The following is a 13,379-nucleotide window of genomic DNA, read 5'->3' on the forward strand; positions in this document are numbered from 1 at the left end:
GGGCGGGTGACGTCAGTGGACGTCGCCCATGAGTGCCCGGACCTTCTTGCGGTACATGAAGATCGCGAAGGCGGCCAGGGTCGCGGCCGCGGCCTCCAGGGCGATGATCCCGGTGCCGTTCAGGTCCACGCCCGCGAGGGAGAGCAGACCGGTGGTGCAGTCACCGGCGGTGACGGCGAGGAAGAACACGCCCAGCATCTGCGAGGCGTACTTCTTCGGGGCCATCTTCGTCGTCAGCGACAGGCCGACCGGGGACAGGCACAGCTCGGCGATCGTCTGGATCATGTAGATGCCGACCAGCCACATCGGGCTGACCTTGGCGTCGCCGGAGGCCATGCCGATCGGAGCGAGGAACACGAAGAACGAGATGCCGATGCCGAGGAGGCCCAGCGAGAACTTCACGATGGTGCTCGGCTCCTGGTTGCGGCGGGCGAGCCACAGCCACAGCCAGGCGAAGACCGGAGCCAGCGCCATGACGAACAGCGGGTTGAGCGACTGGAACCAGGTGGCCGGGAAGCTCAGCGGACCGATGTGGTCGGTGGTCTTGCTGTCCGCGAAGAGGGACAGGGTCGAGCCGCCCTGGTCGTAGATCATCCAGAAGACGGCCGCGGCCACGAAGAACCAGATGTAGCCGGAGACCTTCGACTGCTCGGTCTTGTCGAGTTCCTTGTCGCGCTTGATGCGGACGATCACGGCGATCGGGATGACCAGACCGGCGACGGTGATCGGGACCAGCGCCCAGTTCAGGGTGTACATGCCGGCGGCGACGACCGCGCCGTAGAAGACGGCGACGGCGACGGCCGTGAGGCAGACCTTCACGAGGACCGACTTGCGCTCCTCGGCGGAGAGCGGGTTCGGGACCTCGCTGCTCTTCTCGCTCAGGTGGCGGGTGCCGAAGAGGAACTGGCCCAGGCCCAGGGCCATGCCGATGGCCGCGAGCAGGAAGCCCAGGTGCCAGTTGTGGCTCTCGCCGACGGTGCCGATGACCAGCGGGGCGAGGAAGGCGCCGAGGTTGATGCCGACGTAGAAGAGCGTGAAGCCACCGTCACGGCGCGGGTCGTCCGGGCCCTCGTAGAGGTGGCCGACCATCGTGGAGATGTTGGCCTTGAGCAGACCGGAGCCGGCGGCGACCAGCGCCAGGCCGACGAAGAACATCGCCTGGCCGGGGATGGCCAGCGAGGCGTGACCGGCCATGATCACGAAGCCGGCGATGGTGACGGTCTTGCGGGCGCCCCAGACGCGGTCGCCGAACCAGCCGCCGGGCATGGCCATCAGGTAGACCATCGAGACGTACACCGAGTAGATGGCCGTTGCCGTGGCCGCCGTCATGGCGAGGCCGCCACCCTGGCTGCCGGTCGCCGCGTCCGCGCCGCCGGAGACCAGGTACAGAACGAGAAGGGCCCGCATGCCGTAGTAGGAGAAGCGCTCCCACATCTCGGTCATGAAGAGGGTGGCCAGACCACGGGGGTGGCCGAAGAACGTCTTCTCGGAACCAGAGGTTCCGGTCGAAGCCGTCGTCAGGCTGGACGCCATGTCGATCCTTGCTCTGTCGGGACGCACGCCTTGTGAGCGTGATGCGCCCGGTGGGGGAGGCCGGCACCGGCGGGGTCGAGTGACTCCGCCGGGATCCACGCCCCGGGAGACGCGTGTACGCGCCCTGGGACCCGGCCCACAGGTCTTTCACCGTCTCAAGGTTCGGCCGCGCCGACCTTACGCAGAAAGAGGACCTTGGCGCGCGAAGCTGGCCAAAGGTCCCCGATTACCGCTACTGACGTCTCGCCACCATACGACACGACAGTGCCGGATATGGAAGGACTTGAGAGATGGATCACAGGCGACGAAGGAACCGTACGCGATCATTCGAAGGTCATCTCCTGGATGCCCACAAGATCCCCAGGGGCCATCCGGGCCCGGCGGATCCCGCCCCGGCCCGGGCGCCGTGCGGACTACCATCACCCCATGACCCGTGTACTGCTCGCCGAGGACGACGCATCCATCTCGGAGCCGCTGGCCCGCGCCCTGCGGAGAGAGGGGTACGAGGTCGAGGTCCGCGAGGACGGCCCCACCGCCCTCGACGCCGGCCTCCAGGGCGGGGTCGACCTGGTCGTGCTCGACCTGGGCCTGCCCGGCATGGACGGCCTGGAGGTCGCCCGCCGGCTGCGCGCCGAGGGCCACACGGTCCCGATCCTGGTCCTCACCGCCCGCGCGGACGAGGTCGACACCGTCGTCGGGCTCGACGCGGGCGCCGACGACTACGTCACCAAGCCCTTCCGGCTCGCCGAGCTCCTCGCCCGCGTCCGGGCCCTGCTCCGGCGCGGCTCCACCGAGCCCGCCGTCGCCCCCGCGACCCACGGCGTCCGGATCGACGTCGAGTCGCACCGCGCCTGGATGGGCGACGAGGAGCTCCAGCTCACCGCGAAGGAGTTCGACCTCCTCCGCGTCCTGGTCCGGGACGCCGGCCGGGTCGTCACCCGCGACCAGCTGATGCGCGAGGTCTGGGACACCACCTGGTGGTCCTCCACCAAGACCCTCGACATGCACATCTCCTGGCTGCGCAAGAAGCTCGGCGACGACGCGGCGAACCCCCGCTACATCGCGACGGTCCGAGGAGTCGGCTTCCGCTTCGAGAAGAGCTGAGCCGTCGTTCCGCCCCGTCCGAAATGAGCCGAGCCACCCTTAAGCCATGCGCCGCCGCCTGATCAACTCCACGCTCGCCGTCGTCCTCGTCGTCATCGCCGTCTTCGGCGTCTCCCTGGTCGCCGTCGAGACCCGCACGATCTCCAGCAGCGCCCAGGAGAGCGTGGACTCGGAGGCGCTCAGGCTCGTCTCCATCGTCGACAGCCGGCTCATCGGCGGCGAGCCGGTCAACCCGGACATCCTCGCCGAGCAGGGCGGCGCCAAGCGGTACGCCCGGATCGGCATCCCCGGCCGCGACGCCATCGAGATCGGCACCCGCCCCGACGGCGAGGTCATCCGGGGCACCGCCCACGGCGAGCGCGGCGAGACCGTGGTCGTCGAGGAGTCCCGCTCCGCGGTGACCGCCGAGGTCGGCCGCACCCTGATGATCATCGGCGCGGTGGCCCTGCTCGCGGTCGTCGCCGCCGTCCTCCTCGCCGTACGGCAGGCGAACAAGCTGGCGTCCCCGCTCACGGACCTCGCCGAGACCGCCGAGCGGCTCGGCTCCGGCGACCCGCGCCCCCGACACAAGCGGTACGGGGTGCCCGAGCTGGACCGGGTCGCGGACGTCCTCGACGCCTCCGCCGAGCGCATCGCCCGGATGCTCACCGCCGAGCGCCGGCTCGCCGCCGACGCCTCCCACCAGCTCCGTACGCCCCTCACCGCGCTCTCCATGCGCCTGGAGGAGGTCGCCCTCGCCGAGGAGCTGGACACGGTCAAGGAGGAGGCGACGATCGCGCTCACCCAGGTCGAGCGGCTCACCGACGTCGTCGAGCGGCTCCTCACCAACGCCCGGGACCCCCGCACCGGCTCCGCCGTCGCCTTCGACCTCGACGAGGTCATCAAGCAGCAGATCGAGGAGTGGCGGCCGGCCTACCGCAGCGCGGGGCGGGCCATCGTGCACTCCGGCAAGCAGGGCATGCGGGCGGTCGGCACCCCGGGCGCGGTCGCCCAGGTCCTCGCCGCCCTGATCGAGAACTCGCTCATGCACGGCGGCGGCACGGTCGCCCTGCGCACCCGCGTCACCGGCAACCAGTCGGTGATCGAGGTCACCGACGAGGGACCGGGCGTCCCCGCCGACCTCGGCGCGCGGATCTTCGAACGGGCGGTGAGCGGGCGCAGCTCGACGGGGATCGGCCTGGCCGTGGCCCGGGACCTGGCGGAGGCGGACGGCGGCCGGCTCGAGCTGCTCCAGCAGCAGCCACCGGTCTTCGCACTCTTCCTGAGCCGCGAGGTCAGGGGCGTCGCGACGGAGCCGCAGGAGCGCCCGGTCCGGTAGCTCTTCGCGAGGAAAGGGCAGGTCAGACGTGGTCGGGCTGGCGGCGGACCGCCTGCCGGGGGGCCTTCTCCAGGAACGATTCGGCGGTCTGCACGGCCTCCTTCGCCGGCAGCGCGCGGAACACCCACGTGCGGTACGACCAGAAGCGGAACAGGGTCGCGACGCCGATGCCGAAGAACTTGAAGAAGTTGCTCTGCAGCGGGGTGTCCCAGCCGAAGCCGTACGTCGCCGCGTACAGCAGACCGTTCTGGATCACCAGGCCGACCAGGCTGAAGACGAGGAAGAGCACCAGCTCCTTGGTGCGGCTGCTCTTGTCCCGGTCCCGGTAGGTGAAGTACCGGAAGCCGAGGTAGTTGAACACGATCGCCACCACGGTGGCGATGATGCTCGCCCGCACGACCGGCAGCTCCGAGAAGTGACGGACGAGGTTGAACACGCCGAGGTCGACCAGAACCCCGACGGCACCCACGGCACCGAACTTGGCGACCTCGCGGACGAGCCCCTCGAGTCGCATACGCAGTGCGCCGGGTTCACTCATGGTGATCGCTGTGTCCGTCCGTCCGGATGACGTCCGGGCGACGTCAACCCATCCATGCTAACCAGCCCCCCAGTCACCCGCCCGTGTACCTCGCAAACCTGTGGAGAACCCGTTCCCCAGGCGTGTCCTACCCACCCGGAGCTTGTGCCAAAGCACAGCCGGACGAGTGTTCCCCGATGGTGCGGATACCCTAAGAGGGTGACGTTCCCCGTAGTAGGCATGGTCGGCGGCGGGCAGCTCGCCCGTATGACCCACGAGGCGGGTATCCCCCTCGGCATCAAGTTCAAGCTCCTCAGTGACACCCCGCAGGACTCCGCGGCCCAGGTGGTGAGCGAGGTCGTCCTCGGCGACTACCGCGACCTGGACACGCTGCGTGACTTCGCGCGCGGCTGCGACGTGATCACCTTCGATCACGAGCACGTGCCCGCGGAGCACCTGGCGGCCCTGGAGGCGGACGGCGTCGTCATCCGCCCCGGCCGCGAGGCCCTCGCGCACGCGCAGGACAAGGGGGTGATGCGCGCGAGGCTCGACGAGATCGGCGCCCCCAGCCCCCGGCACCGCATCGTCGCCGATCCGGCCGACGCCGTGGCCTTCGCGGCCGAGGTCGGCGGCTTCCCGATCATCCTGAAGACCGTGCGCGGCGGCTACGACGGCAAGGGCGTCTGGTTCGTCCGCACGCCCGAGGACGCCCAGGACCCCTTCCGCGCCGGGGTGCCGGTCCTCGCCGAGGAGAAGGTCGACTTCGTCCGCGAGCTCGCGGCGAACATCGTCCGCTCCCCGCACGGCCAGGCCGTCGCCTACCCCGTCGTCGAGTCCCGTCAGGTCGACGGCGTCTGCGACACGGTCATCGCGCCCGCGCCCGGCCTCGACGAGGAGCTCGCGGGGCAGGCGCAGGAGCTGGCCCTCCGGATCGCCAAGGAGCTGGACGTCGTCGGCCACCTCGCCGTCGAGCTGTTCCAGACGAAGGACGGCCGCATCCTCGTCAACGAACTGGCGATGCGCCCGCACAACTCCGGCCACTGGACCCAGGACGGGGCGATCACCTCGCAGTTCGCCAACCACGTCCGGGCGGTTCTCGACCTGCCCCTCGGCGATCCGCGCCCGCGCGCGCCGTGGACCGTGATGTGCAATGTCCTGGGCGGCGACTACCCGGACATGTACTCCGCGTACCTGCACTGCATGGCCAGGGACCCGCAGCTCAAGATCCACATGTACGGCAAGGACGTGAAGCCCGGTCGCAAGGTGGGCCACGTCAACACCTACGGCGACGACCTCGACGACGTGCTGGAGCGCGCCCGTCACGCCGCCGGCTATCTGCGAGGAACGATCGTTGAGTAATCCGCTCATTGGCATCGCGATGGGGTCCGACTCGGACTGGTCCGTCATGGAGGCCGCCGCCCAGGCCCTCGACGAGTTCGAGATCCCCTACGAGGTGAACGTCCTCTCCGCGCACCGGATGCCGCGCGAGATGATCGCGTACGGCGAGCAGGCCGCCGACCGCGGGATCCAGGCGATCATCGCGGGCGCCGGCGGCGCCGCCCACCTGCCGGGCATGCTCGCCTCCGTCACCCCGCTGCCGGTCATCGGCGTGCCGGTGCCGCTGAAGTACCTCGACGGCATGGACTCGCTGCTCTCCATCGTGCAGATGCCGGCCGGCATCCCCGTCGCCACGGTCTCCGTCGCCGGCGCGCGCAACGCGGGCCTGCTCGCGGCCCGGATCCTCGCCGCGCACGACGCCGATCTCCGCACCCGGATGACCGAGTTCCTGCAGGAGCTCAACGACCAGGCCACGGAGAAGGGCAAGCGGCTGCGCGCCAAGGTCGAGGGCGCGGCGTCCTTCGGCTTCGCCAAGTGAGCGCCGTACCCGGCGCGGCGGACCGTCTGGAGGAGGCCCGCGAGCTGCTCGCGGGCCACCCCGTCGTCGACGGCCACAACGACCTCCCGTGGGCGCTGCGCGAGCACGTGCGCTACGACCTGGACCGGATGGACATCGGCGCGGACCAGACCGGCGCGCTCCACACCGACCTCGCCCGGCTCCGGGCCGGCGGCGTCGGCGCCCAGTTCTGGTCGGTGTACGTGCCCTGCCGGCTGGCCGGGGACGACGCGGTCAGCGCGACCCTGGAGCAGATCGACGTCGTCGACCAGCTCCTCGACCGGTACGCCGCCGACCTCGCCCCCGCCCTCACGGCGGACGACATGGAGACGGCCCGGAAGCAGGGCCGCATCGCCTCCCTCAAGGGCGCCGAGGGCGGCCACTCGATCAACAACTCCCTCGCCACCCTGCGCGCGCTGCACGCCCTCGGCGTGCGCTACATGACGCTCACGCACAACGACAACAACGACTGGGCGGACTCGGCGACCGACGAGCCCGGCGTCGGCGGACTCTCCGCCTTCGGCCGGCAGGTCGTCCGCGAGATGAACCGCTCCGGCATGCTCGTCGACCTCTCGCACGTCGCCGCGACGACGATGCGGGACGCGCTCGACGCCACGGCGGCGCCGGTGATCTTCTCGCACTCCTCGTCCCGCGCGGTCTGCGACCACCCGCGGAACATCCCGGACGACGTCCTGGAGCGGCTGCCCGCGAACGGCGGCGTCGCGATGGCCACCTTCGTGCCCAAGTTCATCCTCCCCGCGGCCGTCGAGTGGACCGCGCGGGCGGACGACAACCTCCGGGCGCACGGCTTCGACCACCTCGACACCACCGCCGGGGCGATGAGGCTGCACCGCGCCTTCGAGGAGGCGAATCCGCGCCCGATCGCCACCGCCGCCACGGTCGCCGACCACCTCGACCACATGCGCGAGGCCGCCGGCATCGACCACATCGGCATCGGCGGCGACTACGACGGCACGGCCTTCACCCCGGCCGGTCTCGACGACGTCGCCGGCTACCCGAACCTGATCGCGGAGCTCCTGCACCGCGGCTGGTCCCGCCCGGACCTGGCCAAGCTGACCTGGTCCAACGCGGTCCGCGCCCTGAGGGACGCGGAAGCGGTCTCCCGCGACCTGAAGGCCCGCACGGCCCCGTCGAACGCGACGATCGACGCGCTCGACACCCCGTAGGGCCTGTCCGACAGGCCCTGGCGGTCCTCACCCGGACGGCCCAGCCCACCGAGCCCCCCGAGGGGGCCGGTGGCACGGTGGACGGTACTGCTCCGCCGCGCTCGGCGGGGCGGTACTGCATCGCCGAGTCCGGAGTCACAACCATGGCGGAACTGCTAGACGACCATCCCACCCTCTCCACCGTCCCCGCTGCCGCCGACGTGCCCACGCCCCCGGACCCACCGCCGCTCGACGAGACGGCCCGGGCCCGCGCCCTCCTGGCCGCCCAGCCCGTCACCGAGGGCCACACCGACCTCCCCGAGTCCCTCGACCCCGAGGACCTCCCGCCCGTCCGCGCCGGAGAGACCGGGGCCCAGCTCTGGTCCCTGCACGTCGAGGCGGACGAGGGCGTCCTCGGGACCCTGCGGCGGATCGACTCCGTCCGTGCCCTCGTCGCCACCTGCCCCGAGGACCTGCGCCTCGCGTACACCTCGTCCGAGCTGGCCGACGCCCGCAACTGCGGCCGCGTCGCCGCCCTGCTCGGCCCGGTCGGCTGGACGGCGCTCGGCGGTTCGGCCGCCACCCTGCGGGCCTACCACGCCCTGGGCGTACGGGCCGTGAACCTCACCTGCTTCGACCGCTTCGCCCGCGACGCCGTACGGGAGATGAACCGCATCGGCCTGGCCGTGGACCTCTCCGGCGCCGACCCGGACACGGTCCGCAGCGCCCTCGCGGTCACCCGTGCCCCCGCCCTGCTGACCAGGGCGGCCCCGGAGACCCTGCCGGACGACGTCCTGCGCCTCCTCGGCCAGAACGGCGCCGTCCTCATGGTCACCGTCACCGAGGACCCGGCGGCCGCCGCCGACGCCCTGGACCGGGTACGGGCGGGGGCGGGCCCGCAGTGCGTCGGCGTCTCCCGCACCACCGTCCCGGCCGTCGGCTACGTGCCGCTCTTCGCCGAGCTGCTCCGCCGCGGCTGGACCGCGCAGGAGCTGGTCGGCCTCGCCCACGCCAATGCCACCCGGGTGCTGCGGGGGACGGAGTTCCTGGCCCGGACGAACCGGATCCGGCCGGCAGCGGCCTGACCGCGGGAACGCGAGAGGGGCGCACCGCCGTCGGTGCGCCCCTCTCCCACGTGTCCGGCCGGGCTCAAGCCGTCGGGCGGCCCATCGCCCGGTACGTCCAGCCGGCCGCCCGCCACCGCTCCCCGTCGAGGGCGTTGCGGCCGTCGAGGACCACCCGAGCCGAGGCGACCCCGGCCAGCTCCGCCGGGTCGAGCTCGCGGAACTCGCGCCATTCGGTCAGGTGCAGCACCACGTCCGCCCCGCGCACCGCCTCCAGGGCGGAGGAGGCGTAGCCGAGGGTCGGGAAGACCCGGCGGGCGTTCTCCATGCCCTTCGGGTCGTAGACGGTCACCTGGCCGCCCTGGAGGTGTATCTGGCCGGCCACGTTCAGGGCGGGGGAGTCGCGGACGTCGTCCGAGTCCGGCTTGAAGGTGGCGCCGAGCACGGCGACCCGGCGGCCCAGGAAGGTGGACCCGCCGAGGGCCTCGCGGGCCATCTCGACCATCTGGCCGCGCCGCCGCATGTTGATCGAGTCGATCTCGCGGAGGAAGGTCAGGGCCTGGTCGGCGCCCAGCTCGCCCGCGCGGGCCATGAAGGCCCGGATGTCCTTCGGGAGGCAGCCGCCGCCGAAGCCGATGCCGGCGCGCAGGAACTTGGCGCCGATCCGGTCGTCGTGGCCGATGGCCTCCGCGAGCTTGGCGACGTCGCCGCCGGCGGCTTCGCAGACCTCCGCCATCGCGTTGATGAAGGAGATCTTCGTGGCCAGGAAGGAGTTGGCGGCCGTCTTCACGAGCTCGGCCGTCGGGAAGTCGGTCACCACGAACGGCGAGCCCTCGCCGACGGGGACCGCGTACACCTCGCGGAGCGTCTTCTCGGCCCGCTCGCCGAAGCCGCGCACGCCGACCACGATCCGGTCCGGGTGCAGGGTGTCCTGGACGGCGAAGCCCTCCCGCAGGAACTCCGGGTTCCAGGCGAGGTCGACGCCCTCCGGGAGGAGCGCCGCGAGCCGCTCGGCCGAGCCGACGGGCACGGTCGACTTGCCGACGACCAGGGCCCCGTCGCGGACGACCCCGGCGAGGGAGGCGAAGGCGGCGTCCACGTAGCTCATGTCGCAGGCGTACTCGCCGTGCTTCTGCGGGGTGTTCACGCAGACGAAGTGCACGTCGCCGAAGGCGCCGACCTCCTCCCAGGAGGTGGTGAAGCGCAGCCGGCCGCTCGATCCCTCGATGCCGGCCACGTGCTTCGCGAGCAGCTCCTCCAGGCCCGGCTCGTACATCGGGACGCGTCCGGCGGACAGCATCTCGATCTTCTCGGGGACGACGTCCAGACCGAGTACCTCGAAGCCCAGCTCCGCCATGGCCGCGGCGTGGGTGGCGCCGAGGTAGCCGGTGCCGATCACGGTGATCTTGAGGGCCATGCGGGACTCCAGGGAACGTCGGGCGGAATGCCTGCCCGAGCATAGTCGGGCCCTGGTCGGGGGCCCGGTCACGCCCTACCATTTGGGTTACTTAACGGTAGTTAGCAAGCGTGGGAGTGAATGAGCGTGGCGGGTTCGACTGATTTCGACCTGTATCGGCCCTCGGAGGAGCACGACATGCTCCGGGAGTCGGTGCGTGCCCTCGCGGAGGCGAAGATCGCCCCGTTCGCGGCGGCGGTGGACGAGGAGGGCCGCTTCCCGCAGGAGGCCCTGGACGCGCTGGTCGCCAACGACCTGCACGCCGTGCACGTCCCCGAGAGCTACGGCGGCGCCGGCGCGGACGCGCTGGCCACCGTGATCGTGATCGAGGAGGTCGCCCGCGCCTGCGGTTCGTCCTCGCTGATCCCGGCGGTCAACAAGCTGGGCTCGCTGCCGGTGATCCTGTCCGGCTCGGAGGAGCTGAAGAAGAAGTACCTCGGCCCGCTGGCCAAGGGCGAGGCGATGTTCTCCTACGCCCTGTCCGAGCCCGACGCCGGCTCCGACGCGGCCGGCATGAAGACCCGCGCGGTGCGCGACGGCGACTTCTGGGTCCTCAACGGCGTCAAGCGCTGGATCACCAACGCCGGCGTCTCCGAGTACTACACCGTCATGGCCGTCACCGACCCCGACAAGCGCTCCAAGGGCATCAGCGCCTTCGTGGTGGAGAAGTCCGACCAGGGCGTGTCCTTCGGCGCCCCGGAGAAGAAGCTCGGCATCAAGGGCTCCCCCACCCGCGAGGTCTACCTCGACAACGTCCGCATCCCGGCCGACCGCATGATCGGCGCCGAGGGCACCGGCTTCGCCACCGCCATGAAGACCCTCGACCACACCCGCATCACCATCGCCGCCCAGGCCCTCGGCATCGCCCAGGGCGCCCTGGACTACGCCAAGGGCTACGTCACCGAGCGCAAGCAGTTCGGCAAGCCCATCGCCGACTTCCAGGGCGTGCAGTTCATGCTCGCCGACATGGCCATGAAGCTCGAGGCCGCCCGCCAGCTCACCTACGCCGCCGCCGCGAAGTCCGAGCGGGTCGACTCCGACCTGACCTTCTTCGGCGCCGCCGCCAAGTGCTTCGCCTCCGACGTCGCCATGGAGGTCACCACCGACGCCGTCCAGCTCCTGGGCGGTTACGGCTACACCCGCGACTACCCCGTCGAGCGCATGATGCGCGACGCCAAGATCACCCAGATCTACGAGGGCACCAACCAGGTCCAGCGCATCGTCATGGCCCGCAACCTCCCGTAGGCACGGCGAAGGGGCGCCCACCTGACGGGGGGCGCCCCTTTCCGCATCCGGTCAGCGGTCCGAGGTCACCGTGACCGGCTCGTCGTTCTTGATCTGCTCGACGAGCTGCTTCACCTTCGGCATGTCCCACTTGAGGGAGTTCTGCGGCGCGCTGCCGGCGAGCGGCATGTTCATGGACTTGCCGTCGCCGCCGCTGATGCCCTTCATCGCGAAGAACATCTTCCCGAGGTCGTACAGCGACATGTCCTTGTCCACGATCAGCGTGTCCAGACCGGCGCCGAGCGTCGGGTACAGCGCGAACGGGTTGAGGATCGTGCCCGGCGTCGCCGCCTGGTTCGCGAGGGCGGAGAGGAACTTCTGCTGGTTCTTCGTCCGCTGCAGGTCCGACTGGGCGAAGGCGTACCGGGTGCGGACGAAGGCCAGGGCCTGCTCGCCGTTGAGGGTCTGCGTGCCCGCCTGGAAGTCGGCGCCGGACTTCTTGTCCTTGAAGCCCTTGTCGATGTTCAGCTCGACGCCGCCGAGCGCGTCCACGATGTTCGCGAAGCCGGCGAAGCCGATCTCCGCGTAGTGGTCGATGTGCAGGCCGGTGTTGAACTCGACGGTCCGCACGAGCAGCTCGGGGCCGTCCATCGCGTAGGCCGCGTTCAGCTTGGAGCCGCCACGGGCCGGGTACGACTTGCCCGACTCGGAGCCCACGAAGTTCGGGATCGTCACCCAGGAGTCACGGGGCAGCGAGACCATCGTGTTCCCGCTGGAGCAGGCCGCGAGGATCATCATCGAGTCGGTCCGCTTGCCCTCGGCGGAGCCGGTGTGGAGCTTCTTCTTCTCCTCGGCGGACATGCCCTCGCGGCTGTCGGAGCCGACGATCAGGTACGTCGTGCAGTCGCCCTCCTCCGGCCGCTCGATGACCTTGGAGAGATCGACCTCGTTGCGCATCTGCGAGCTGGCCCAGGCGTAGGTGCCGATGCCCCAGGCGAGGACGCCGACGACCAGCACGATCGAGCCGACCTTGATCCGCTTGCGCCAGTCCGGCGCGGGCCGGCCGGGCCCCTGCGGGGCGTACTGAGGGGGCACGGTGCCCCGGCCGCCGCCCTGGGCGCCGTTCTGGGGACCGCCGTACACCTGGCCGCTGCTGTAACCGGAGTCGTACCCCTGGTTCCGCGCCTGCGTGAAGTTCGGGTCGTAACCCTGGCCCTGGTGGGAGCGGGGCGGCTGCTGCGGAACCTGCGGGCGCTGCACATGGCTCATCCGGCGGGGTCCCTCGGGCTGGGAGTTCGCGCTGCCGCGGCCGTATCCGCCGTCATCGGGCCAGTCATTCATGTGGACCAGTGTGCCGGGCAGGGCTTTCCGGGCGACAGCCCGGGTGGAGGATCGGACCGGTGCTGTTGCCAAGCTGATGCAAAGCGGACCCGACGGGGACGGGGACCGGACCCGGCATAAGGTGGAGGACATGACAGACCAGGGCGATATCCCGGACGGAATTCCGGGCAAGCCGACTTCCGCGTCCCGCACCACCCTCAGCCACATCATGACCAGCCACGACACCAACCTCCTGGGCACGGTGCACGGCGGCGTGATCATGAAGCTGGTGGACGACGCGGCGGGAGCCGTCGCGGGCCGGCACTCGGGCGGCCCGGCGGTCACGGCCTCGATGGACGAGATGGCCTTCCTGGAGCCCGTACGGGTCGGGGACCTGCTGCACGTGAAGGCCCAGGTCAACTGGACCGGCCGGTCCTCCATGGAGGTCGGCGTACGGGTCATGGCCGAGCGCTGGAACGAGTCCACGCCCGCCACCCAGGTCGGCTCCGCCTACCTCGTCTTCGCGGCCGTCGACGCGGAGGGCAGGCCCCGTGCGGTCCCCCAGGTCATCCCCGAGACCGAGCAGGACAAGCGCCGCAACCAGGAGGCCCAGATCCGGCGCACCCACCGGCTGGCCCGCCGCCAGGCCATCAAGGAACTCCGAGAACGCCGAGCAGCCGAGGGCTACGAGGACTGACCCACCCCCGCGAGACCCCCGCTCCACCGCCGCCCCGCCGCCCCCGTTGTGGGCAGTGGTTCCGCCGGGGCGGTGCCCACCCGGCG

Annotated in this window: 12 protein-coding genes; 8 read left to right on the forward strand and 4 right to left on the reverse strand. The window is 71.1% G+C overall.

Annotated features, from left to right (window positions below; translation table 11 throughout):
• Positions 1–12 precede the first annotated feature (12 nt).
• Entirely contained in the window at positions 13–1,533 is a 1,521-nt protein-coding gene (locus BLW86_RS22950) for a peptide MFS transporter (protein WP_093875786.1), read from the reverse strand.
• Between the two features lie 426 nt (positions 1,534–1,959).
• On the opposite strand from BLW86_RS22950, the gene BLW86_RS22955 reads away from it, so the two are divergent.
• Together BLW86_RS22955 and BLW86_RS22960 are read left to right on the forward strand one after the other, a co-directional pair.
• Positions 1,960–2,637 (forward strand): response regulator transcription factor, encoded by a 678-nt coding sequence (locus BLW86_RS22955; protein WP_030690380.1) that lies wholly within the window; start codon positions 1,960–1,962, stop codon positions 2,635–2,637.
• Positions 2,638–2,683: 46 nt separating this feature from the next.
• On the forward strand, positions 2,684–3,955 hold the full coding sequence (locus tag BLW86_RS22960; RefSeq protein ID WP_093875787.1) for an ATP-binding protein: 1,272 nt from the start codon (positions 2,684–2,686) through the stop codon (positions 3,953–3,955).
• Positions 3,956–3,977: 22 nt separating this feature from the next.
• On the opposite strand, the gene BLW86_RS22965 is transcribed toward BLW86_RS22960, so the two are convergent.
• Positions 3,978–4,493 (reverse strand): GtrA family protein, encoded by a 516-nt coding sequence (locus BLW86_RS22965; RefSeq protein ID WP_093875788.1) that lies wholly within the window; start codon positions 4,491–4,493, stop codon positions 3,978–3,980.
• A gap of 198 nt (positions 4,494–4,691) precedes the next feature.
• On the opposite strand from BLW86_RS22965, the gene BLW86_RS22970 reads away from it, so the two are divergent.
• The 4 genes from BLW86_RS22970 to BLW86_RS22985 all read left to right on the forward strand — a co-directional run bounded on the left by BLW86_RS22970 (position 4,692) and on the right by BLW86_RS22985 (position 8,617).
• The gene (locus BLW86_RS22970) at positions 4,692–5,831 is read left to right on the forward strand and encodes a 5-(carboxyamino)imidazole ribonucleotide synthase (RefSeq protein WP_093875789.1); all 1,140 of its coding nucleotides are present in this window, start codon (positions 4,692–4,694) and stop codon (positions 5,829–5,831) included.
• A 19-nt stretch (positions 5,832–5,850) separates the two neighbouring features.
• Positions 5,851–6,348 (forward strand): 5-(carboxyamino)imidazole ribonucleotide mutase, encoded by a 498-nt coding sequence (gene purE / locus BLW86_RS22975; protein WP_093875790.1) that lies wholly within the window; start codon positions 5,851–5,853, stop codon positions 6,346–6,348.
• Positions 6,345–7,553 (forward strand): dipeptidase, encoded by a 1,209-nt coding sequence (locus BLW86_RS22980; RefSeq protein WP_093875791.1) that lies wholly within the window; start codon positions 6,345–6,347, stop codon positions 7,551–7,553. The genes purE and BLW86_RS22980 overlap by 4 nt, the downstream gene beginning before the upstream one ends.
• Positions 7,554–7,696: 143 nt before the next feature.
• The gene (locus BLW86_RS22985) at positions 7,697–8,617 is read left to right on the forward strand and encodes a membrane dipeptidase (protein ID WP_093875792.1); all 921 of its coding nucleotides are present in this window, start codon (positions 7,697–7,699) and stop codon (positions 8,615–8,617) included.
• A gap of 64 nt (positions 8,618–8,681) precedes the next feature.
• On the opposite strand, the gene BLW86_RS22990 is transcribed toward BLW86_RS22985, so the two are convergent.
• A complete protein-coding gene (locus BLW86_RS22990; protein WP_093875793.1) occupies positions 8,682–10,013 on the reverse strand; it encodes a UDP-glucose dehydrogenase family protein in 1,332 nt (443 codons plus the stop codon).
• 126 nt (positions 10,014–10,139) lie between these two features.
• Between BLW86_RS22990 and BLW86_RS22995 the strand changes: the two genes are divergently transcribed.
• Positions 10,140–11,297, forward strand: a complete 1,158-nt coding sequence (locus BLW86_RS22995; RefSeq protein ID WP_093875794.1) for an acyl-CoA dehydrogenase family protein — start codon at positions 10,140–10,142, stop codon at positions 11,295–11,297.
• A 51-nt stretch (positions 11,298–11,348) separates the two neighbouring features.
• Here BLW86_RS22995 and BLW86_RS23000 read toward each other — a convergent pair whose 3' ends face one another.
• A complete protein-coding gene (locus BLW86_RS23000) occupies positions 11,349–12,617 on the reverse strand; it encodes an LCP family protein (protein ID WP_177181731.1) in 1,269 nt (422 codons plus the stop codon).
• A 130-nt stretch (positions 12,618–12,747) separates the two neighbouring features.
• On the opposite strand from BLW86_RS23000, the gene BLW86_RS23005 reads away from it, so the two are divergent.
• Positions 12,748–13,293: an acyl-CoA thioesterase gene (locus BLW86_RS23005; protein WP_093875795.1), complete on the forward strand. Its 546-nt coding sequence runs from the start codon at positions 12,748–12,750 to the stop codon at positions 13,291–13,293.
• Positions 13,294–13,379: the final 86 nt, after the last annotated feature.

This window comes from Streptomyces sp. TLI_105, from assembly GCF_900105415.1.
In the GTDB taxonomy this organism is placed as follows: domain Bacteria; phylum Actinomycetota; class Actinomycetes; order Streptomycetales; family Streptomycetaceae; genus Streptomyces.